This window comes from Pseudomonas sp. B7, assembly GCF_016735645.1.
Taxonomy (GTDB): Bacteria; Pseudomonadota; Gammaproteobacteria; order Pseudomonadales; family Pseudomonadaceae; genus Aquipseudomonas; species Aquipseudomonas glycinae.
In genome coordinates this window covers 19043-40075 of record NZ_JAERRE010000017.1, presented here as the reverse complement: position 1 = coordinate 40075, position 21033 = coordinate 19043, and the positions used below count along the sequence as shown (strand labels likewise).

Sequence of the window (21033 nt, the reverse complement as noted above, 5' to 3'; positions counted from 1 at the left end):
TTTTTTTATGCCGCCTGCACGGCCTGTGCCTGGCGCACCACCGCCGCCAGACGCTTGAGCCCTTCATCGAGTCGTGAAGGATCGATGTGACTGAAGTTCAGGCGCAGATGACCGGGATTGCGATCCGGCTCGGGGAAGAATGGTTCGCCCGGCATGAACGCCACATCGTCGGCCAGCGCGGTGTTCAGCAACGTGCGCGTGTCCAATGGCTGCTTCAGGGTCAACCAGAAAAACAGCCCGCCCTGCGGCGTGTTCCAGTCCGCCAGATCGGCGAAATGGGTTTCCAGCGCCGCTTGAAAGGCGTCGCGGCGCTGACGGTAGAAGCCGCGCAATTCACTCAAGTGCTGTTGATATTTCTCACTGCCAATCCACTGCAATGCCTGCCACTGACCGATGCGGTTGGTGTGCAGATCCGCCGATTGCTTGAGTTTGAGCAGATGCGGGAAAAGGTCCGGGCTGGCAATCAGGTAGCCGACTCGCAGGCCCGGCAACAGGGTTTTCGACACGGTGCCGGTGTAGATCCAGCTGGATTTCTTCAGGCGTCCGGCAATCGGTCGGGCGCTGCCGCCGTCGAAGGTCAGTTCGCGATAGGGTTCGTCTTCGATCAGGGTCACGCCGAATTCGTCGAGCAATGCCGCAACGGCTTCGCGCTTGGCTTCGCTGTAGCGCACGGCGGACGGGTTCTGGAAGGTCGGGATCAGATAGATGAACGCCGGGCGATGCTGTTCCAGACGCTGACGCAATTGCGCGAGGTTCGGGCCGTCAGCCTCCAGCGGCACGGTCAGGCAATCGGCGCCGAACAGCTGGAAGATCTGCAGGGCCGCCAGATAGGTCGGCGCTTCGAGCAGGATTTCGGTGCCCTTGTCGATGTACAGCTTGGCCGCCAGATCCAGAGTTTGCTGGGAGCCGCTGACCACCAGCACCTGACTCGCCTCACACGGCAAACCCAGCGCTCTCGCCTCTGCTGCCAGCGCTTCGCGCAGTGCCGGCTCGCCTTCGCTCATGCCGTACTGGCCGAGAGACAGTGGCATGTCGGCCCATTCAACCTTCGGCAGCATGGCTTCAGCCGGCAAACCGCCAGCAAACGACATCACTTCCGGGCGCTGGGCCGCGGCAAGGATTTCACGGATCAGAGAACTTTTGAGGCGCGAGACACGTTCGGAAAAAGCCATGGAGGTCACCGCTAGCGAGGCATGGTAAAAATGAGTCAAACTTGTTGACTGAAATTACGACAGCCTCACTGGAAACATCAATATGCTTGACCTTAAAAACTGCGCCAGCCAGCAACAAGCCATGGAAGCGTTTTTCTTCGGTTACCAGGCGTTCACCGCCAAGGCCGATGAAATGCTCGAGCGTCGCGGCTTGTCCCGCGTGCATCAACGCATCGTGTTTTTCATCGCTCGCTATCCGAACCTGAGCGTCAAGGAATTGCTCGCGCTACTCGGCGTCAGCAAGCAGGCGCTGAACATGCCGTTGCGGCAATTGCAGGAAATGCACTTGGTGGACAGCGTGGCGTCCGAGACAGACAAGCGTAAACGCCTGCTGGAGCTGACCGTTGAAGGGGCGAAATTTGAACAGGCGCTGCGTCGGGAACAGGTGAAATTGCTTGAACGCGTCTTTGCCGAAGCCGGCGAAACGGCGGTAAACGGTTGGCTGGCGGTGAATCTGGCGCTGGGAACCAATCGCCCGAACGAGTGATATAGCTCGATCAACTGTCTTTTCGTCTACAAAACCAAAAACAATATTTGCTTTATTTGTACACAAAAGCATAATCCACAGCGTGCGAGTTCCTGACCGAATGGTCAACAAATTCGCGTATGCCTCAAAGGGCCGCTGCCACCCCTCATGGGTCCGGTCCTGGAAATAACAATAAAACTCTTGAGGAGTACTCGCTGTGGAAAGCCGCAAATCCGAAGCATCGACGCTGGAACTCTCGCCGCCCTTACGCACGGGCCTGCTTGAGCGCATCTTCAAACTCAGCTTGCATGGCACCACGGTGAAGACCGAGCTGATTGCCGGTCTGACAACCTTCATCACCATGGCCTACATCATTTTCGTCAACCCGAACATCATGGCCGATGCCGGGATCGATCACGGTGCAGCCTTCGTCGCCACCTGTATCGCCGCCGCGCTGGGCTGCCTGCTCATGGGCCTCTACGCCAACTGGCCGGTGGGCCTGGCGCCGGGCATGGGCCTCAACGCATTCTTCACCTACACCGTGGTCGGCACCATGGGCTACAACTGGGAAACGGCCCTCGGTGCGGTGTTCGTCTCGGGCGTGCTGTTCATGATCCTGACCTTTTCGCGGATTCGCGAATGGCTGCTCAACAGCATTCCGGTCAGCCTGCGCTACGCGATGGGCGCCGGTGTGGGTCTGTTCCTCGGGCTGATCGGCCTGAAAACCGCCGGTATCGTCGTCGATAGCCCGGCCACCCTGATCAAGCTCGGCTCGCTGCGCGAACCCGGTCCGCTGCTTGCCGCCATCTGCTTCCTGATGATCGCGATCCTCAGTTATCACAAAGTGTTCGGCGCAATCCTCATCAGCATCATCACCGTGACCCTGGCAGGCTGGGGCCTGGGCATCGTGCACTATGAAGGGATAATGTCCACCCCGCCGAGCCTGGCGCCGACCTTCATGGCCATGAATGTCGCCGGTGTATTCAACGTCAGCATGATCAGCGTGGTACTGGCTTTCCTGTTCGTACACATGTTCGACACCGCCGGCACCTTGATGGGCGTCGCCCAGCGCGCCAATCTGGTGAACCCTGACGGCCGTATCGAAAACCTGTCCCGCGCCATGAAAGCCGACAGCGCCTCCAGCGTATTCGGCGCGGTCGTCGGCGTTCCGCCCGTCACCAGCTACGTGGAAAGTGCCGCCGGCGTAGCCGCTGGTGGTCGGACTGGTCTTACCGCAGTCACCGTGGGTGTGCTATTTATAGCCGCGATGTTCTTTGCACCGCTGGCCGGCATGATTCCCGCCTATGCCACCGCTGGCGCGCTGATTTACGTAGCGATGCTGATGATGGGCGGCATGGCACACATCGAATGGGACGAAGCGACCGACAGCATTCCGGCGATCGTCACCGCGATCATGATGCCGCTGACCTTCTCGGTCGCCGACGGTATCGCGCTGGGCTTCATTACCTATGTCGCGCTGAAGGCCGGCACCGGTAAATACAAAGAGATTTCCGTCAGCCTGTGGGTGCTCTGCGCGATCTTCATCGCCAAGTTCATCTTCCTGTAAGCGCTACGCGGTTCACGCTTCAAAACAGCCTCACCCCACCGGGTGGGGCTTTTGCACATTTTTGATAACGATAAAAAGGAGCAAGTGATGAGTCTGGAAACCTGGCTGCTGTTCAGCGGCGCTGCGCTGGTAGTGATCCTGATTCCGGGGCCGCTGTCGTTGCTGATGATCAGCAACAGTCTGAACTACGGTCTGCGTCGTTCGTACCCGGCGTTTCTTGGCGGCGTGTTCGCCTCGATCTGCCTGCTCAGCGCCTCGGCGCTGGGGTTGGGCGCCCTGTTGCTGGCGTCCGAGAAACTGTTCAGTGCCCTGAAAATCATCGGTGCGATCTACCTGTTCTACCTTGCCTGGCAGAGCTGGCAGCAATCGCGTCAGCCGTCGATGGGTGCCGAAGTGCCTCAGGCCGCACCGGTTCCGAAATTCCGCGCGCTGTTCAGCCGGGCCTTCGTGCTGGGCGCGAGCAATCCGAAAGACATTTTGTTTTTCGCCGCGTTTCTGCCGCAATTTCTCAGCGCCGAGCAACCGTTCCTGCCGCAACTGCTGGTGATGATCGCCACCTGGACGCTGCTCGATCTGCTGTGCAAATTGACCTACGGCCTCGGTGCCCATGGCGCGGCGCGTTATCTGCGCAGCGGCAAGGGGCAGAGCTGGTTCAACCGCATCAGCGCCGGACTCTTCGGGGGGGCTGGTGCAGCTTCACTGCTGAGCAGCCACTGATCCGCGATCAGACTGACCGCCATTTCCAGGTGAAGTGGCGGTAGTTGTCCACCTGGAAACGTCCGGCATCAACTGTGTCACCCGATAGACATATGTACCGCACGGCAACGTGCAGGCTTGAGGATCATTGAACGCTCCCGTCATCTGGACCCCGTGAGCACAACAATCCATGAGCCCGAAGAAACCGATCCGCCCCAGAACCCCGCCCACTTCAGATCAAGGCATCCCGAGGGCCCGCGATACGTCGCCTGAAATCACCGTCAGGCAAGCGGCTCACATCGAACAGCCGCCCCTCGATCAGACGACCGATCCGCTCACCGGCCCCGGCAATCTGCCGTCCGGCTCCTCGCCTGCGCACTATCAGATCGCCGATCTGCCCCTCGGCACCCCTATCGCTCGCGTCACAAACGATCGCCCGATTGCCGGTTACTTTCTTCCACCGCGCCTGGTGGACAGATTACCCCAGCCCGACTCACTGACAGGATTTCGCAAGGCCGGGCCGTATACCTACGTCGACCTGATCGACGGCGGAACGGTTTTGCTCGGCGCGGATTTACAAAGCAATATCAGAGCCCGAATGTCGAACGAACTCTGGGCTTCCGGCCCCCGACTCGAGCAGGTGGCAGGCACCCTGCAATGGCGCACGGTGGCCTCGAACGGTTCATCGACCATCGACGCTTCGCAACTTTTTATCACCCGCGTTCCCGCACCCGCTGACGAAGCGCACGCTACACCACCCAAACGTCCTCGTATTGCGGGTGATGAACAGCAACCGACTGACCCCTCCAGCGCGAACCGCGCGATTGCCGACGCAGAGCTGGATGCGCTGATCGATCCCTGGAAGACCTGGGGCATCATCGGCCAACCGGGCTCACCTGACGACATCAATATCAACGGATCCCGATACCGGACCCTGCCCCGTGGTCCCGCACACAACGATCCAATTGTTTACATCAAGCATCCGTATCACCTGATGTACGACTACGCCACGCTGGATCGGACACTGCGCACCGACTTCCTGCAGCAACCTCGCGGCGCCATTCGTGTTCCGCCTGCCCTGCATTGGGAAGTCGATCCGGCCCTGCCATTTCAGCGGCCGATGAAAGAAACCGTCGCCACCTATTTCCCCGAGTTGTCGGACGTCACCCTGCACAATGTCGCCAAACGGCAATTCACACTCGCCAATGGCTCCGAGCTTGCAACGGGCAGCGGTCTGACGCTGTTGCGTCAAGCGTTCAATGACTGGAAAACCGGCACCGTCAACCCGCGTCCGGAGTTGGTCGATCCGTTGTTGATGCTTGATTCACTGCCGCGATCCATAACGGAAGGCAACCAGAAGGTCGAGCTGCCCGTTGCCAACGTGAAAGCCGGTCTGCGTCGCCTGGACTTCGATCCGGCCCGGTTTCCAGAGGAATGGAGATACTTCATGCCGAGCCAGTCGGCGGTCGATATAAAACGCTTTGCGGCGGGGCTTCTGACGCGCAACGGCTACAGCGTTTTCGAACCGAGCCCTGCACAAAGCTTTGCGGCCGTTGTGTTCACACGGACAGGGCATGACTTCGTCTTTTTCCTCAGCCTGCATCGCGTCAGGGGACGCCAGATTCAGCAGCCTGCTAATCAGGATCCGAATGCCGCGAATATCAGGCTGATCGATCAGGTCGGTCCGGACGCCGCGCAAGCCGTGGAAGCGGCTCACCCGGCGAACAAGGTCGTCTGGCTCAGAGGGGGCGTGCAGACGCTCGCCCCTTATCCGGATACGTTTTTCATCATCAGGGATGATTACGCAAGGCTTTGATGCCTCACAGACGCGAGGATAAAAAAAGCCCGCAGTGTGAGCGGGCGAAAGACCAAAGAAGCTATATGCGCAGTCGCTTCCCGGCAGGGGCAGCTGCTTGGGGGTCAGCTGCCCCGATAGGTGGAATAGCTGTAAGGCGAGATCAGCAACGGTACGTGGTAGTGATCCTGTTCGGCAGAGATGCCGAACCGCAGCACCACCACGTCCAGGAATGCCGGCTCCGGCAACTGGACGCCACGGGCGCGGTAGTAATCGCCGGCGTGGAACTGAACCTGATAGACACCGGTACGGTAGTCATCGCCTTGCAGCAGTGGCGCATCGACCCGGCCATCGCTGTTGGTAAGCGCACTGGCGACCAATTCCAGGTGCGAACCTTCAACGCGGTACAGCTCGACCTTGATCGAGCTGCCCGGGCAACCGTGTGCAGCGTCCAAAACGTGTGTTGTCAAACGTCCCATTGATTCTGCGCGCCTGCCTGCGTGGAGCAGTCAGACTTCGCGCCTCCCGAAGTCAGTTGAAAAGGAGACCGCACCGTTTCGGAGCACGAAAAGCTGCGGCGAGCGATTGATTAAGACACTTTTCAAAAAAATTGTACACAATAAAAACGACATTTTTCCTCTCACCCCCGCCATCCTTCGATTTCCCGGTGATTTGCCCCATAACCTCGCATTCATTGAACCCCCAATCCATTAGCTGACTGGTCAGGCAGGTTTCTTGCAGGTTCACGCCATTAACAGCAAAAGATGACGGCCGGTGAAAAATGCGAAAATTCAGGCTTACAAATTGAGAATAAAGTTGTATACAATCAGCCCATCGCTGTGACGCCAGCCTGCCATCCAAACTTCAGGGCGCCACACAATCTGTCAACGAATAAGAAGGAAGACTGCAGTGAGCGCTGACTACCCACGCGACCTGATCGGTTACGGCAGTAACCCTCCTCACCCACACTGGCCGGGCAATGCCCGGATCGCCCTGTCGTTCGTACTCAATTACGAAGAAGGCGGCGAGCGCAACATCCTGCACGGCGACAAAGAATCGGAAGCCTTCCTCTCGGAAATGGTCGCGGCCCAGCCTCTGCAAGGCGCGCGCAACATGAGCATGGAATCGCTTTACGAGTATGGCAGCCGTGCCGGCGTCTGGCGGATCCTGAAACTGTTCAAGGAATTCGACATTCCGCTGACCATCTTCGCCGTGGCCATGGCCGCCCAACGTCACCCGGACGTGATCCGCGCGATGGTCGCGGCCGGTCACGAGATCTGCAGCCACGGTTACCGCTGGATCGACTACCAGTACATGGACGAGGCGCAGGAACGCGAGCACATGCTCGAAGCGATCCGCATCCTCACCGAACTCACCGGCGAACGCCCGCTGGGCTGGTACACCGGTCGCACCGGCCCGAACACCCGTCGCCTGGTGATGGAAGAAGGCGGTTTCCTCTACGACTGCGACACCTATGACGACGACCTGCCCTACTGGGAACCGAACAACCCGACCGGCAAGCCGCACCTGGTGATCCCGTACACCCTGGACACCAACGACATGCGCTTCACCCAGGTCCAGGGTTTCAACAAGGGCGACGATTTCTTCGAATACCTCAAGGATGCGTTCGACGTGCTGTATGCCGAAGGCGCCGAAGCACCGAAGATGCTATCGATCGGCCTGCACTGCCGTCTGATCGGCCGTCCGGCGCGTCTGGCTTCGCTTAAGCGCTTTATCGAATACGCTAAAAGTCATGAACAGGTGTGGTTCAGCCGTCGCGTCGACATCGCACGTCACTGGCACGAAACCCACCCGTACCAAGGGGCTGCCAAATGAGCACCTTTCAAACCCTGCAACCGTCGACCCTGAGCCGCGACGCCTTCGTCAAAGCCTTCGCCGACATCTACGAACATTCGCCATGGGTGGCCGAGAAGGCCTTCGACCTGGGCCAGGACGCATCGATCGACCAGATCGAAACCCTGCACCAGCGCATGAGCGACATCCTGTTGAGCGCCGATTACGCCAGTCAACTGGCACTGATCAACGCTCACCCGGACCTGGCCGGCAAAGCTGCCGTCCAGGGCGAGTTGACCGAAGCCAGCACCCATGAACAGGCTGGCGCCGGTATTCACCAATGCACGGCCGAAGAGTTCCAGCGCTTCACCGAGCTGAACGACGCCTACAAGGCCAAGTTCAAGTTTCCCTTCATCATGGCGGTAAAAGGCAGCAACCGGCATCAGATCCTCGCGGCGTTCGAAACGCGCATTCACAACCCGGTCGACACCGAGTTCAAATGCGCGCTGGCGGAGATCAACAAGATCGCCCTGTTCCGATTACTGACTCTCTAGCGAGCATGGCCCGAGAAACCTCTAGAACGCTTGTGTTTCCCAGGGCCCTGCAAGCATCCCAAGCCACTTATTTAAAGGCAGACAAGAAGAATGAAAGCTTACGCCGTACCTTTCGAGAAGTTCGTCAACCTGGCCGATGCACGTCTGGGCACCAAAATCATCTCGGTCACCGATGACTGGTTCGCAGACGCCAATCGTCTGTTTCAGCCGACCCCGGCCGTGTGGAAGGAGGGCGTGTTCGATGACAACGGCAAGTGGATGGACGGCTGGGAGTCCCGCCGCAAGCGCTTCGAAGGCTACGACAGCGCGGTGATCCGCCTGGGCGTACCGGGTTCGATCAAAGGCGTGGACATCGACACTTCATTCTTCACCGGCAACTTCCCGCCATCGGCCTCGCTGGAAGCCTGCTTCCTGGCGTCGGGCGAGCCGGACGAAAACACCCAGTGGACTGAAGTGCTGTCTGCCGTCGAACTGCAAGGCAACAGCCACCACTACCACGAAATCAGCAACGACAAGGCGTTCAGCCACCTGCGCTTCAACATCTACCCGGATGGCGGCGTGGCCCGTCTGCGCGTGTACGGCATTCCGTTCCGCGACTGGTCGGCTGTTGGCGACAACGAGCAAGTCGACCTGGCCGCAGCCCTCAACGGTGGCCGCGCCCTCGCCTGCTCCGACGAACACTTCGGCCGCATGAGCAACATCCTCAACCCGGGCCGTGGCATCAACATGGGCGACGGCTGGGAAACCGCACGTCGTCGCACGCCGGGCAATGACTGGGTGATCGTCGCGCTGGGCCACCCGGGCGAGATCGAAAAAATCATCGTCGACACCCTGCACTTCAAGGGCAACTACCCGGACACCTGCTCGATCCAGGGCGCGTTCGTCAAGGGCGGCACCGACAGCCAGATCGAAACCCAGTCGCTGTTCTGGCGCGAACTGCTGCCAAGCCAGAAGCTGGAAATGCACGCCGAACACACCTTCGTCGAGCAGATCAACGCACTGGGCCCGATCACCCACATCCGTCTGAACGTGTTCCCGGATGGTGGTGTGAGCCGCCTGCGCGTACTGGGCAAGGTCGCTAAATAAGCGCTGAACCCGATCGCCAGCAGGCCGGCTCCCACAAGGAAATGTATTCCAGATGTGGGAGCTGGCCTGCCAGCGATAGCAACAGAACCAACAACACAGAATTCGGATAAGAAGAACAGCATGCGCACACTGACGATTGAACCGCTGACCAAAGAAGCCTTCGCCCCTTTCGGTGACGTGATCGAAACCGACGGCAGCGATCACTTCATGATCAACAACGGTTCGACCATGCGCTTCCACAAACTGGCGACGGTCGAAACCGCAACGCCTGAGGACAACGCGATCATCAGCATTTTCCGCGCCGACGCGCAGGACATGCCGCTGACCGTCAGCATGCTGGAACGCCATCCGCTGGGCAGCCAGGCTTTCATTCCGCTGCTCGGCAACCCCTTTCTGATCGTGGTCGCGCCACTTGGCGATGTACCTGTATCAGGCTTGGTCCGCGCCTTCGTCACCAACGGCAGGCAGGGCATCAATTACCATCGCGGCGTCTGGCACCACCCGGTGCTGACGATCGAAAAGCGGGATGACTTCCTGGTGGTTGATCGCAGTGGCAAAGGCAATAACTGCGATGAGCATTTTTTCAAAGAGGATGAGCGTTTGATCCTCGCCCCCCACCAATAAGAGAAGGTCTGATCACTCGACAACAAGAGTGACAGGCGAGAGGTAAAGACTGTGGAAGCACATCTGTTGGAATGGCTGAACCTGAGCGTGCGCTGGGTTCACATGATCACTGGCGTGGCCTGGATCGGCGCGTCGTTCTACTTCGTCTGGCTGGAGAACAACCTCAACCGCGTCAACCCGAAAACCGGTCTTGCCGGTGATCTGTGGGCGATCCACGGCGGCGGTATCTATCACCTGGAAAAATACAAACTGGCCCCTCCGTCGATGCCGGAGAACCTGCACTGGTTCAAATGGGAAGCCTATTTCACCTGGATGTCGGGGATCGCGCTGCTGTGCGTGGTGTTCTACTCCAACCCCGTGCTCTACCTCGTGGCACCCGGCAGCGGCCTGACCGGCCCTGAAGGCGTGGCCATCGGCATCGGTTCGCTGATCGCCGGCTGGTTCATCTACGACTTCCTCTGCGATTCGCCTCTGGGCAAAAAACCTGCCCTGCTCGGCTTCATCCTGTTCGTGCTGATCATCGGCGCGGCGTATGGCTTCAGCAAGGTGTTCAGCGGTCGTGGTGCATACCTGCACGTCGGCGCGATCATCGGCACCATCATGGTCGGCAACGTGTTCCGCATCATCATGCCGGCGCAGCGCGCACTGGTCGCCGCGATCGCCGAGAACCGCACGCCGGATCCGGCCCTGCCGGCCAAAGGCCTGCTGCGTTCGCGTCACAACAACTACTTCACCCTGCCGGTGCTGTTCATCATGATCAGCAACCACTTCCCGAGCACCTACGGCAGCCAGTACAACTGGCTGATCCTGGCCGGGATTGCGGTGTTGGCGGTGTTGGTGCGTCACTACTTCAACACCCGTCACGACAGCCACAAGTTTGCCTGGACCCTGCCGGTGGCAGCGGTGGGCATGATCAGTCTGGCGTACGTCACCGGCCCGGCGCCGATGTCGAACGCGCCGGACGTGGCCAAGGCGCCTGCAAAAATCGAGTACCAGCCACTGCCGGAAACGGCGCTGGGTGGTGGCGCGAAACCGGCTGAAGCAGCACAACCAGCCGCCCCTGCTGCACCGGCCGCCGCTCCGGCCCAGGCGTCCAACGCCGGCCCTGCGTTCGACAAGGTGCACAACGTGATCCAGGAACGCTGCGCGGTCTGCCACTCGGCCAAACCGACCAGCCCGCTGTTCAGCGCTGCCCCGGCCGGTGTGATGTTCGACACCCCCGAGCAGATCCGCCAGAACGCGGCACGGATCCAGGCGCAAGCCATCACCACGCAGATCATGCCACTGGGCAACATCACTCAGATGACCCAGCAGGAACGTGACCTGATCGGTGCATGGATCGCCCAGGGAGCCCAGACCAACTAAGCCGTAAAAACCTCGCGAGCAGGCTCGCGCCCACACGGATCATCCGGATCCTGTGGGCGCCGGCTTGCCTGCGATTGGCCGCATAAGCGGTCTGCCTGATGCAAAGAGGGCAGCGGCAAGCAACCCGGCCGCTGTTCATCACAAGAATAAAAAAGATCCGAGGTGTTGCATGTCCGAGCTGTCCAAAGCGCGCATCCCCGACGCACCCGCCATTCAGCGCTTGCCCCTTTTGCAACTGATCCTGGTCGGTTTGCAACATGTACTGCTGATGTACGGCGGCGCCATCGCGGTACCGTTGATCATTGGACAGGCCGCTGGCCTGAGTCGTGAAGAAATCGCCTTCCTGATCAACGCCGACCTGCTGGTCGCCGGCATCGCCACCATCGTGCAGTCCCTGGGGATCGGCCCGATGGGCATACGCATGCCGGTGATGATGGGCGCCAGTTTCGCCGCCGTCGGCAGCATGGTCGCCATGGCCGGCATGCCCGGCATCGGTCTGCAGGGAATCTTCGGCGCCACCATCGCCGCCGGGTTCTTCGGCATGATCATCGCGCCGTTCATGTCCAAGGTCGTGCGCTTCTTCCCTCCCCTGGTGACCGGCACGGTCATCACCTCGATCGGTTTATCGTTGTTCCCCGTGGCCGTAAACTGGGCCGGTGGCGGCGCTGGCGCCGCACAATTCGGTTCACCGATTTACCTGGCCATCGCCGCACTGGTGCTGGCCACCATTCTGTTGATCCACCGCTTCATGCGTGGTTTCTGGGTCAACATTTCCGTACTGATCGGCATGTGCCTGGGCTACGTGCTCTGCGGCGCCATCGGCATGGTCGACCTGAGCGGCATGGCCAACGCGCCGTGGGTTCAGTTCGTCACCCCGCTGCATTTCGGCATGCCGAAGTTCGAACTGGCACCGATCCTGTCGATGTGCCTGGTGGTGGTGATCATCTTCGTCGAGTCCACCGGTATGTTCCTCGCACTGGGCAAAATCACCGGCCAGGAAGTCTGCCCGCGCATGCTGCGTCGCGGCCTGCTGTGTGATGCCGGCGCATCGTTCTTCGCCGGCTTCTTCAACACCTTCACCCACTCCTCCTTCGCGCAGAACATCGGTCTGGTGCAGATGACCGGCGTGCGCTGCCGTTCGGTGACCATCGTTGCCGGTGGTTTGCTGATCGTCCTGAGCCTGCTGCCGAAAGCGGCGTTCCTGGTGGCATCGATTCCACCGGCGGTGCTCGGCGGCGCAGCGATTGCGATGTTCGGCATGGTGGCCGCCACCGGCATCAAGATCCTGCAAGAGGCCGACATCGGCGACCGTCGCAACCAATTGCTGGTAGCCGTGAGCATCGGCATGGGCCTGATCCCGGTGGTGCGTCCGGAATTCTTCGCCCACCTGCCGTTGTGGATGAGCCCGATCACCCACAGCGGGATCGCCATGGCCACCCTCAGCGCGCTGACGCTGAACCTGTTGTTCAACATCCTCGGCGGCGCCGAACGCGCAGCGATCAACGACTGCCACGCACACCCGCACTGATCCGAAGAGTAAAAAAGGGGGCTCGCCCAAGCCTGCCCCCTCGCGACAGCTTTGCCTCAAACAATAAAAACAAGAGGGAGCAACAGATGATCCGGACTCAAACCAACGTGTTGTTGAGCGGCGGCCTGCTGGCCGCATCGCAAGCCATGGCCGGCGATTTATTGCTGTGGCAGACCAACAGCCTGAGCTACCTGTACGGCAAGAACTTCGCGATCAACCCGTCAATCCAGCAGACGGTAACGTTCGAGCACGCCGACAAGTGGAAGTACGGCGACAACTTCCTGTTCGTCGACAAGATCTTCTACAACGGCCAGGAAGACCGCAACAAAGGCCCCCACGCGTTCTACGGCGAATTCAGCCCGCGCCTGTCGTTCGGCAAGATCTTCGACAGGAAGCTGGAGTTCGGCCCGATCAAGGACGTGCTGCTGGCCATGACCTACGAGTACGGCGAAGGCGACAGCGAGGCCTATCTGATCGGCCCCGGCTTCGACCTCAAGGTGCCGGGTTTCAACTATTTCACCCTGAACTTCTATCGCCGCCAGACCGAAGGCCCGCGCCCCGGCGATGGCGTCTGGCAGATCACTCCCGGCTGGTCCTACAGCATTCCCGTGGGCAACTCTGACCTGCTGATCGACGGCTATCTGGACTGGGTGGTCGACAACGACCAGAACTCCCGTGGCACCTATCACGCCAACCTGCACATCAACCCGCAGATCAAATACGACCTGGGCAAAGCGCTCGGCTGGGGTGAAAAGCAGGTGTACGTCGGCACCGAATACAGCTACTGGAAAAACAAATACGGGGTCGAAAGCACCCACAGTTTCGACACCAACCAGAACACCGCCAGCCTGCTGGTGAAGGTGCACTTCTAAGATGACCCGCAACCGTGCCCGCTACCTGTCGTCGGTGCTCTGTTGCGGGGCACTTGAGGCCTGGCCGTTGAGTCAGTATTCTCCGCGGCCTCCTGAATTCGGTCTAAAAAAAAGCCCGAATTTAATTCCTGACCGAAAAGCCAACTTATCCCGGCCGCGGTCAGTACCGAGGCATCCCGAAAACACGCTCAATCGACTGTTTTTCAGCAGCCGACGGGCGTTTTTTTGCTTTTCGAAAAGCCTTGGCTCAGCTCTTGCTAACAGCATGAAAGCTGACCGGATGGATGACTTTCGCAGCAACGAAAAAAGGCGCCACACCAGAGCGCCGACTCAAAAAAACAAACGTGGAACACCTACTTTGGGAGCAACCGAATGAAACGTATGTGCACCAGCCTGATGCTTGCGGGATCGCTGCTGGCAGGGGGTCAGGCCATGGCCGACGGCCTGCTGCAATGGCAGAACAACAGCCTGACCTACCTCTATGGCAAGGACTTCCAGGTCAACCCGCGCATTCAGCAGACCGTCACCTTCGAGCACGCCGATGCCTGGAAGTACGGCGACAATTTCCTGTTCGTCGACAAGATCTTCTACAACGGCAAGGATGACGGCGGTGTGGGTTCGAACACCTACTACGGCGAAATCAGCCCGCGTCTGTCGTTCGGCAAGATCTTCGATCAGAAACTGGCTTTCGGTCCGGTCACCGACGTGCTGCTGGCCATGACTTACGAGTTCGGTGAAGGCGATACCGAGTCGTACCTGATCGGTCCGGGCTTCGACCTGGCAATCCCGGGCTTCGACTACTTCCAGCTGAACTTCTACCAACGCCACACCGAAGGTTCCCGCGCCGGTGACAACGTCTGGCAGATCACCCCGGTCTGGTCCTACACGATTCCGGTCGGTGACTCGAACATCCTGATCGACGGTTTCATGGACTGGGTGGTCGACAACGACTCCAACTCCAAAGGCGATTACCACGCCAACCTGCACTTCAATCCACAAATCAAATACGACCTGGGCAAAGCGCTGAGCATTGGCGAGAAGCAGTTGTATGTGGGTGTCGAGTACGACTACTGGTCGGACAAGTACGGGATCAAGGACAGCCAGTATTTCAAAACCGATCAGAGCACCACGAGCTTCCTGGTGAAGTTCCACTTCTGATCCTGGTGTCAGTGGCGTCTGAAAGGACGCCTTCGCGAGCAAGCCCTCTCCCACACTGGTTTTGTGTCGTTCACGGCGGTTGTGGACACCCGAAAACCTGTGGGAGCTGGCTTGCCAGCGATGGCTGCACCACACATCTCAGGCCGGGACCAGCGCCTCGCCAATCCCGAGAAACCGGCACAGTTCATCGCGCTTGGCCAAAGCATCGCGCCGCCCAAGGTCGATCAATTCGCTGCAATACCCCGCCTCGAACAGCAAGTAACTCAACACCCCTGCCCCGCTCGTCTTGGTCGCCCCCGGCCCACGCAGAAACAGACGTAACGCCGCCGGCAATTCCTGGCGATGCCGCGCCGCAATTTCATCGATCGGCTGGCTGGGTGAAATCACCAGCACGTCCACCGGCGCCACACCCAACGCGCGGGTCGGCGTACCTTCAGGCATCAGACGGCTGAACTGGTTCAGACGCTGAAGCAGCTCGATGTCGCTTTCCAGGCTATCAATGAAGGTGCTGTTGAGCATATGCCCGCCGATCTGTGCCAGCGTCGGTTGCTGCCCGGTATAGGTGCGTTCCAGCGGTTGCGCCGGATCGAAACCGCGCGGGTTGCCGCTGACGCCCACCACCAGCACCCGGCTCGCGCCCAGATGCAGCGCCGGGCTGATCGGTGCCGATTGCCGCACCGCGCCATCGCCGAAATACTCATCGCCGATCTTCACCGGCGCGAACAACAGCGGGATCGCCGAACTGGCCAGCAGGTGCTCCACCGACAACTGTGTCGGTACGCCGATGCGCCGATGACGCAGCCAGGAGTCGATGGTCCCGCCGCCCTGGTAGAACGTCACCGCCTGTCCCGACTCGTAGCCGAACGCCGTGACCGCCACTGCGTGCAATTGCTTGCGCGCGATGGACTCGGCGATGCCGGGCATGTGCAGTTTTTCATTGAGCAGATGGCGTAGCGGCGAACTGTTGAGCAGCGCCACCGGCATTTGCCGGCCCATGCCCAACAGGCTATGGGTGACAAAACGACTGGCCTGGTGGATCACTCCCGGCCAGTCGCTGCGCAACACGCGATGGCTGCGAAAGCCTTGCCAGAACAGCGTCAGACGTTCGATGGCCGCGCGAAAGTCCGTAGCACCGCTGGCGAGGCTGACCGCGTTGATCGCCCCGGCCGATGTGCCGACGATCACCGGAAACGGATTGTCCGCCCCCAGCGGCAGCAATTCGGCAATTGCCGCCAGTACCCCCACCTGATACGCCGCCCGAGCCCCGCCGCCGGAAAGAATCAAACCTGTGACCGGTTCAGCTGGGCTCATCGCAACGCTCCGTGGTGCTTATGGTAATGGGTCAATCAACCGCGTTTGGCGTACAGCTTCGGCTCGCCTGGCGGACGACTCTTGAAGCGCCGATGTGCCCACAAGTATTGCTCGGGACACTCACGCAACACGCCTTCGACCCACTGATTGATGCGGATGCAATCTTCTTCTTCGGTCTCGCCCGGGAAACCTTCCAGCGGCGGATGAATCACCAGACGATAACCGCTGCCGTCAGCCAGACGTTCCTGGGTGAACGGCACCACCAGCGCCTTGCCCAGCCGGGCGAACTTGCTGGTGGCAGTGACCGTTGCGGCCTGAATACCGAACAGCGGCACAAAGATACTTTGCTTGGCGCCGTAGTCCTGATCCGGTGCATACCAGATCGCCCGGCCTGCGCGCAGCAACTTGAGCATGCCGCGCACGTCGTCACGTTCCACCGCCAGCGAGTCGAGATTGTGCCGCTCGCGGCCCTGACGCTGGACGAAGTCGAACAGCGGGTTCTTGTGTTCGCGGTACATGCCGTCGATGGTGTGCTGCTGGCCGAGCAGCGCCGCGCCGATTTCCAGGGTGGTGAAATGCACCGCCATCAGAATCACGCCCTTGCCTTCACGCTGGGCCTTTTGCAGATGCTCCAGGCCTTCGACGTGAGCCAGTTTCGCCAGCCGCTGACGCGACCACCACCAGCTCATGGCCATTTCAAAGAAGGCGATGCCGGTGGAGGCAAAGTTTTCCTTGAGCAGGCGCTTGCGTTCGGCGGCGGACTTTTCCGGGAAACACAGTTCCAGATTGCGCTTGGCGATGCGCCGTCGGTCGCCGGCGAAGCGATACATCAGGGCACCGAGAAAACGGCCGATGGCGAGCAATGCCGGATAAGGCAACTGCACGATCAGCCACAACAGCCCGAGGCCGCACCAGAGCGGCCAGAAGCGTGGGGCAAGAAATGCTTTTCGAAAACGCGGGCGATCCATTAAAGCTTCCGTAAATACAGTGGCCGCGCATTCTACATCGTTCGACCCGGCTTGCGGCCTGCGGGCGTTCTCGTTATAAGTCTCGGCACTTTTAGTGACAAGCCGTTGTATGCCGACATGAGCCAAACCGAACCGAAAGACCAAGATCCCGTGTTCCAGCTGAAGGGCAGCATGCTCGCCATTACGGTGCTGGAGCTGTCCCGCAACGACCTGGACAGCCTCGATCGGCAATTGGCCGCCAAAGTCGCCCAGGCACCGAATTTCTTCAGCAACGCGCCGCTGGTTCTGGCGCTGGACAAACTGCCGCCCAGTGAAGGCGCAGTCGACCTGCCGGGCCTGATGCGTGTGTGCCGCCAGCACGGCCTGCGCACCCTGGCGATCCGCGCCAGCCGCATCGAAGACATTGCCGCCGCCATCGCCATCGACATCCCGGTACTGCCGCCGTCCGGCGCCCGCGAGCGACCGCTGGAAAGCGCTGAACCCGTCGCACCGAAGAAGCCGGAAAAACCGCCGGAGCCAACCGTCAAACCGACCCGCGTCATCACCACGCCAGTACGTGGTGGCCAACAGATATATGCCCAAGGTGGCGATCTGGTGGTGGTTTCCTCGGTCAGTCCGGGGGCGGAACTTCTCGCCGATGGCAACATCCATGTATACGGCCCGATGCGCGGTCGTGCGCTGGCCGGGGTCAAGGGCGACACCAAGGCGCGGATTTTCTGTCAGCAACTGAGCGCTGAACTGATCTCCATCGCAGGCCATTACAAGGTTTCCGAGGACCTGCGTCGCGATCCGATGTGGGGTTCGGGCGTACAGGTCAGCCTGTCGGGCGACGTGTTGAACATCATTCGGCTTTAACGGATACTGCCGCATTTTCCAAGCATCTCTAAAACGTAGCGAAAACGGCTCAAACGAAGTAGGAAAAAGGCCAAAAGCCGGATTCCAGCCAAGGCTGTCCGACTGCAGTAGTTTTCTAGAGATGTTTTTCAGGGGCTGAACAGTCCTTCTTCCTTAGGGGTGAAACACCTTGGCCAAGATTCTCGTGGTTACATCCGGCAAGGGTGGTGTGGGTAAGACCACCACCAGCGCCGCTATCGGTACCGGCCTCGCTCTGCGCGGCCACAAAACAGTGATCGTCGACTTCGACGTGGGCTTGCGTAACCTTGACCTGATCATGGGTTGCGAGCGCCGCGTGGTGTATGACTTCGTCAACGTGGTTAACGGCGAAGCCAACCTGCAACAGGCCCTGATCAAAGACAAGCGCCTGGAAAACCTCTATGTACTGGCCGCCAGCCAGACCCGCGACAAAGACGCGCTGACCGTCGAAGGCGTGGAAAAAGTCCTGATGGAGCTCAAGGAACAATTCGAGTTCGTCGTCTGCGACTCCCCGGCGGGTATCGAAAAAGGCGCGCACCTGGCCATGTACTTCGCTGACGAAGCGATCGTCGTGACCAACCCGGAAGTGTCCTCGGTACGTGACTCCGACCGCATGCTCGGCCTGCTGGCCAGCAAGTCCCGTCGCGCCGAACGCGGCGAAGAGCCGATCCAGGAACACCTGCTGATCACCCGCTATCACCCGGAGCGCGTCGAAAAAGGCGAGATGCTGGGCGTCGAAGACGTCAAGGAAATCCTCGCCGTACGCCTGCTGGGCGTCATTCCGGAATCCCAGGCCGTGCTCAAGGCCTCCAACCAGGGCGTACCTGTGATCCTCGATGATCAGAGCGACGCCGGCCAGGCCTACAGCGATACCGTTGATCGCCTGCTGGGCAAGGAAAAAGAACACCGGTTCCTGAATGTCGAGAAGAAGGGATTCTTCGAGCGTCTGTTTGGAGGTAGGTAATGAACCTTTTTGACTTCTTTCGTGCCAACAAAAAGCCAAGTACCGCCTCGGTCGCGAAAGAGCGTCTACAGATCATCGTGGCGCATGAACGCGGCCAGCGCAGCACCCCGGACTACCTGCCATCCTTGCAGAAGGAACTGGTGGAAGTGATCCGCAAGTACGTCAACATCGGCAACGACGACGTGCACGTGGCACTGGAGAGCCAGGGCAGCTGCTCGATTCTGGAACTCAACATCACCCTGCCAGACCGCTGAGTCGATCCGGCAGGAACGACGGCGGCTCAGGGCCCTTCCGACACCGGAGGGGCCCTGAGCCGCCGTTGGCATTTGTTACGAGGCTGTTTTAATGCCGTTGTCCAACGTCCAAATCATTCATCAGGACGCCGCCGTTCTGGTGGTGAACAAACCGACCCTGTTGCTCTCCGTCCCTGGCCGGGCCGACGACAACAAGGACTGCCTGATCACCCGCCTGCAGGAAAACGGCTACCCCGAAGCGCGTATCGTCCATCGCCTGGACTGGGAAACCTCGGGGATCATTCTGCTGGCCCGTGATGCCGACACCCACCGTGAGCTGTCGCGCCAGTTTCACGATCGTGAAACAGAGAAAGCCTACACTGCGCTCTGCTGGGGTCAGCCGGAACTGGACAGCGGCAGCATCGATCTGCCCCTGCGCTACGATCCGCCGACCAAGCCGCGCCACGTGGTCGATCACGAACTCGGCAAACACGCCCTGACCTTCTGGCGCGTGCTGGAGCGCTGCGACGACTGGTGCCGCGTCGAGCTCACACCGATCACCGGCCGCTCGCACCAGTTGCGCGTGCACATGCTGTCCATCGGTCACCCGTTGCTTGGTGACGGCCTCTACGCCCACGAGCAAGCCCTGGCCGCCTGGCCTCGTCTGTGCCTGCACGCGAGCATGCTCAGCTTCACCCATCCCCAGTCCGGCGAACGCTTGCGTTTCGAATGCCCGGCACCGTTTTAAGCACTGTCGGACCGACAGCTGCCCGATTTATAGGATTTTGTTCCGGATGAGTTGTACTGATTCCCTGGCAACACCCGTCAAGAAGACCCGTCATCAACTGCTTTATCTGATTTACGGCAATCAGGATGCCTACCGGCGCGAAGCCAAGTTCAGCATCCTGACCGCCTTGTCCCACGCCAGAAACGGCAAGCGCCCGGCGATCAGGATTCTGACTGACCGACCGCAAGACTACGTAGGCTGGCCGGTCGACACCGTGTTGCTCGACGACGCGACCCTGACCCGCTGGCAAGGACAGAACGGTTACCACCACCGGCGCAAGGCCTGCGCGATTGCCGCCGGCTTGCAACTGGCCGAGAAAACCCTGTTCGTCGACACCGACACCCTGTTCACCAGCCACCCGAGCAGCCTGTTCCAATACATCGATGCGAATCAGTCGGTAATGGATCGCTTCGAATACGACTGGGAAGACGTTTTCGAACGGCCGGACTACCTGAAGCTCGCTCGCGACCTCAGTGTCCACGGTGTTTCCCCGCAGAACGGTTTCAAGCTCTACAACAGCGGCCTGTGCGGTATCACCGACCGCGACTCGGCATTGTTCGAAGAGTCGATCAGGCTGATCGACGAGTGGACGGCCGACGGGTTCGAGATTCACACCATCGAGCAAATCGCCCTGTCCTACGCGATGCGCGAACGGCCGGTGGTGGAAGCGCGCAAACACATCTACCACTACTTCGCGGAAAAACGCTTCTTCCACGCGATGCAGGCGTTTTTCTTCGCCCAGCACGGCGAGAAATTCAGCCAGCGACTGGTGGACCTGTGTGCCGATGTGCCGCGAGTCAAACCCTTTCCGTCCGCCTGGCAGCGCCTGAAGATCAAATGGAAGCTGCGCAACCAGAGCGGTGCCATGCGCAAGGTCGGCCGGGACCTGTTGTACGGCAGCGCCGCGCCGGATCATCCGTACTACAGCGCCTGTCGCCATGAGTGGTGGGAATGCGCCTCGCGGGAGATCCTGCGCTGGGACGAGAGCCGCCAGAAAAAGCTTCTGGAACAGAGCCGCTGGCCCAAGCAGCTGCCTCGCCCGGACAAGCCTGAAGACGAAAAAGCGATCATGAACTACTTGAAAAAACGCGTGGCCGCCGCTCGTTGACGCGAGCGGCACATGCCATGTCCCAAGCATCAGGCCGATGCGTTAAACTCCCGCCCATTGCTGTCTGGAGCTT

22 protein-coding genes are annotated in these 21033 nt (G+C 60.1%); 18 read left to right on the top strand and 4 right to left on the bottom strand.

Annotation, left to right across the window (positions count from 1 at the left end; translation table 11 throughout):
- Positions 1-5 precede the first annotated feature (5 nt).
- Positions 6-1172, bottom strand: coding sequence for an aminotransferase-like domain-containing protein (locus JKA62_RS27770; RefSeq protein WP_011333200.1), 1167 nt, complete (start codon positions 1170-1172; stop codon positions 6-8).
- Between the two features lie 82 nt (positions 1173-1254).
- On the opposite strand from JKA62_RS27770, the gene JKA62_RS27765 reads away from it, so the two are divergent.
- The 4 genes from JKA62_RS27765 (at position 1255) to JKA62_RS27750 (ending at position 5756) form a co-directional block, all read left to right on the top strand.
- Entirely contained in the window at positions 1255-1698 is a 444-nt protein-coding gene (locus tag JKA62_RS27765) for a MarR family winged helix-turn-helix transcriptional regulator (RefSeq protein ID WP_011333199.1), read from the top strand.
- Positions 1699-1894: 196 nt separating this feature from the next.
- A complete protein-coding gene (locus tag JKA62_RS27760) occupies positions 1895-3244 on the top strand; it encodes an NCS2 family permease (RefSeq protein ID WP_011333198.1) in 1350 nt (449 codons plus the stop codon).
- An 87-nt stretch (positions 3245-3331) separates the two neighbouring features.
- Entirely contained in the window at positions 3332-3961 is a 630-nt protein-coding gene (locus tag JKA62_RS27755; protein ID WP_011333197.1) for a LysE family translocator, read from the top strand.
- 169 nt (positions 3962-4130) lie between these two features.
- The gene (locus tag JKA62_RS27750; RefSeq protein WP_011333196.1) at positions 4131-5756 is read left to right on the top strand and encodes a hypothetical protein; all 1626 of its coding nucleotides are present in this window, start codon (positions 4131-4133) and stop codon (positions 5754-5756) included.
- A gap of 104 nt (positions 5757-5860) precedes the next feature.
- Here the strand turns inward: JKA62_RS27750 and uraH are convergent, their stop codons facing one another.
- Positions 5861-6214 (bottom strand): hydroxyisourate hydrolase, encoded by a 354-nt coding sequence (gene uraH / locus JKA62_RS27745; protein WP_011333195.1) that lies wholly within the window; start codon positions 6212-6214, stop codon positions 5861-5863.
- A 430-nt stretch (positions 6215-6644) separates the two neighbouring features.
- On the opposite strand from uraH, the gene puuE reads away from it, so the two are divergent.
- From puuE to JKA62_RS27700, 9 genes are all read left to right on the top strand, one after another.
- On the top strand, positions 6645-7571 hold the full coding sequence (gene puuE, locus JKA62_RS27740; RefSeq protein ID WP_064594599.1) for an allantoinase PuuE: 927 nt from the start codon (positions 6645-6647) through the stop codon (positions 7569-7571).
- Positions 7568-8083 carry a 2-oxo-4-hydroxy-4-carboxy-5-ureidoimidazoline decarboxylase gene (gene uraD / locus JKA62_RS27735; protein WP_011333192.1) on the top strand — a complete coding sequence of 172 codons (516 nt, stop codon included), beginning with the start codon at positions 7568-7570 and terminating at the stop codon, positions 8081-8083. Before puuE ends, uraD begins: the two co-directional genes overlap by 4 nt.
- Positions 8084-8173: 90 nt before the next feature.
- Positions 8174-9169 carry an allantoicase gene (gene alc / locus JKA62_RS27730; protein ID WP_011333191.1) on the top strand — a complete coding sequence of 332 codons (996 nt, stop codon included), beginning with the start codon at positions 8174-8176 and terminating at the stop codon, positions 9167-9169.
- 120 nt (positions 9170-9289) lie between these two features.
- Positions 9290-9793, top strand: coding sequence for an ureidoglycolate lyase (locus JKA62_RS27725; protein WP_011333190.1), 504 nt, complete (start codon positions 9290-9292; stop codon positions 9791-9793).
- Between the two features lie 51 nt (positions 9794-9844).
- Positions 9845-11158 (top strand): urate hydroxylase PuuD, encoded by a 1314-nt coding sequence (locus JKA62_RS27720; RefSeq protein WP_011333189.1) that lies wholly within the window; start codon positions 9845-9847, stop codon positions 11156-11158.
- A gap of 169 nt (positions 11159-11327) precedes the next feature.
- Positions 11328-12686 (top strand): nucleobase:cation symporter-2 family protein, encoded by a 1359-nt coding sequence (locus JKA62_RS27715; protein WP_011333188.1) that lies wholly within the window; start codon positions 11328-11330, stop codon positions 12684-12686.
- A gap of 86 nt (positions 12687-12772) precedes the next feature.
- Positions 12773-13558: an outer membrane protein OmpK gene (locus tag JKA62_RS27710; protein ID WP_011333187.1), complete on the top strand. Its 786-nt coding sequence runs from the start codon at positions 12773-12775 to the stop codon at positions 13556-13558.
- A 1-nt stretch (position 13559) separates the two neighbouring features.
- Positions 13560-13934, top strand: coding sequence for a hypothetical protein (locus JKA62_RS27705; RefSeq protein ID WP_011333186.1), 375 nt, complete (start codon positions 13560-13562; stop codon positions 13932-13934).
- The gene (locus JKA62_RS27700) at positions 13931-14716 is read left to right on the top strand and encodes an outer membrane protein OmpK (RefSeq protein ID WP_011333185.1); all 786 of its coding nucleotides are present in this window, start codon (positions 13931-13933) and stop codon (positions 14714-14716) included. The genes JKA62_RS27705 and JKA62_RS27700 overlap by 4 nt, the downstream gene beginning before the upstream one ends.
- 138 nt (positions 14717-14854) lie before the next feature.
- Here JKA62_RS27700 and JKA62_RS27695 read toward each other — a convergent pair whose 3' ends face one another.
- The gene (locus tag JKA62_RS27695; RefSeq protein ID WP_011333184.1) at positions 14855-16027 is read right to left on the bottom strand and encodes a patatin-like phospholipase family protein; all 1173 of its coding nucleotides are present in this window, start codon (positions 16025-16027) and stop codon (positions 14855-14857) included.
- A 35-nt stretch (positions 16028-16062) separates the two neighbouring features.
- Positions 16063-16995: a lipid A biosynthesis lauroyl acyltransferase gene (locus JKA62_RS27690; RefSeq protein ID WP_007960061.1), complete on the bottom strand. Its 933-nt coding sequence runs from the start codon at positions 16993-16995 to the stop codon at positions 16063-16065.
- A gap of 117 nt (positions 16996-17112) precedes the next feature.
- Between JKA62_RS27690 and minC the strand changes: the two genes are divergently transcribed.
- From minC to JKA62_RS27665, 5 genes are all read left to right on the top strand, one after another.
- On the top strand, positions 17113-17850 hold the full coding sequence (gene minC, locus JKA62_RS27685) for a septum site-determining protein MinC (RefSeq protein ID WP_011333183.1): 738 nt from the start codon (positions 17113-17115) through the stop codon (positions 17848-17850).
- 169 nt (positions 17851-18019) lie between these two features.
- The gene (minD, locus tag JKA62_RS27680) at positions 18020-18832 is read left to right on the top strand and encodes a septum site-determining protein MinD (RefSeq protein WP_007960065.1); all 813 of its coding nucleotides are present in this window, start codon (positions 18020-18022) and stop codon (positions 18830-18832) included.
- Positions 18832-19086 (top strand): cell division topological specificity factor MinE, encoded by a 255-nt coding sequence (gene minE, locus JKA62_RS27675; RefSeq protein ID WP_007960071.1) that lies wholly within the window; start codon positions 18832-18834, stop codon positions 19084-19086. Before minD ends, minE begins: the two co-directional genes overlap by 1 nt.
- A 91-nt stretch (positions 19087-19177) precedes the next feature.
- Entirely contained in the window at positions 19178-19813 is a 636-nt protein-coding gene (locus JKA62_RS27670) for an RluA family pseudouridine synthase (protein ID WP_011333182.1), read from the top strand.
- A gap of 46 nt (positions 19814-19859) precedes the next feature.
- A complete protein-coding gene (locus JKA62_RS27665; protein ID WP_011333181.1) occupies positions 19860-20960 on the top strand; it encodes a hypothetical protein in 1101 nt (366 codons plus the stop codon).
- The last annotated feature ends 73 nt before the right edge of the window (positions 20961-21033 follow it).

Bases quoted from the DNA above. Each gene is read 5' to 3' on its own strand.
- JKA62_RS27700 (WP_011333185.1), top strand. From the start codon at position 13,931: ATGAAACGTATGTGCACCAGCCTGATGCTTGCGGGATCGCTGCTGGCA.
- minC (WP_011333183.1), top strand. From the start codon at position 17,113: ATGAGCCAAACCGAACCGAAAGACCAAGATCCCGTGTTCCAGCTGAAG.
- minE (WP_007960071.1), top strand. From the start codon at position 18,832: ATGAACCTTTTTGACTTCTTTCGTGCCAACAAAAAGCCAAGTACCGCC.
- JKA62_RS27695 (WP_011333184.1), bottom strand. From the start codon at position 16,027: ATGAGCCCAGCTGAACCGGTCACAGGTTTGATTCTTTCCGGCGGCGGG.
- JKA62_RS27670 (WP_011333182.1), top strand. From the start codon at position 19,178: ATGCCGTTGTCCAACGTCCAAATCATTCATCAGGACGCCGCCGTTCTG.
- JKA62_RS27770 (WP_011333200.1), bottom strand. From the start codon at position 1,172: ATGGCTTTTTCCGAACGTGTCTCGCGCCTCAAAAGTTCTCTGATCCGT.
- JKA62_RS27755 (WP_011333197.1), top strand. From the start codon at position 3,332: ATGAGTCTGGAAACCTGGCTGCTGTTCAGCGGCGCTGCGCTGGTAGTG.
- JKA62_RS27665 (WP_011333181.1), top strand. From the start codon at position 19,860: ATGAGTTGTACTGATTCCCTGGCAACACCCGTCAAGAAGACCCGTCAT.
- uraH (WP_011333195.1), bottom strand. From the start codon at position 6,214: ATGGGACGTTTGACAACACACGTTTTGGACGCTGCACACGGTTGCCCG.
- JKA62_RS27710 (WP_011333187.1), top strand. From the start codon at position 12,773: ATGATCCGGACTCAAACCAACGTGTTGTTGAGCGGCGGCCTGCTGGCC.
- JKA62_RS27725 (WP_011333190.1), top strand. From the start codon at position 9,290: ATGCGCACACTGACGATTGAACCGCTGACCAAAGAAGCCTTCGCCCCT.
- alc (WP_011333191.1), top strand. From the start codon at position 8,174: ATGAAAGCTTACGCCGTACCTTTCGAGAAGTTCGTCAACCTGGCCGAT.
- uraD (WP_011333192.1), top strand. From the start codon at position 7,568: ATGAGCACCTTTCAAACCCTGCAACCGTCGACCCTGAGCCGCGACGCC.
- JKA62_RS27690 (WP_007960061.1), bottom strand. From the start codon at position 16,995: ATGGATCGCCCGCGTTTTCGAAAAGCATTTCTTGCCCCACGCTTCTGG.
- JKA62_RS27750 (WP_011333196.1), top strand. From the start codon at position 4,131: ATGAGCCCGAAGAAACCGATCCGCCCCAGAACCCCGCCCACTTCAGAT.
- JKA62_RS27765 (WP_011333199.1), top strand. From the start codon at position 1,255: ATGCTTGACCTTAAAAACTGCGCCAGCCAGCAACAAGCCATGGAAGCG.
- JKA62_RS27715 (WP_011333188.1), top strand. From the start codon at position 11,328: ATGTCCGAGCTGTCCAAAGCGCGCATCCCCGACGCACCCGCCATTCAG.
- JKA62_RS27705 (WP_011333186.1), top strand. From the start codon at position 13,560: ATGACCCGCAACCGTGCCCGCTACCTGTCGTCGGTGCTCTGTTGCGGG.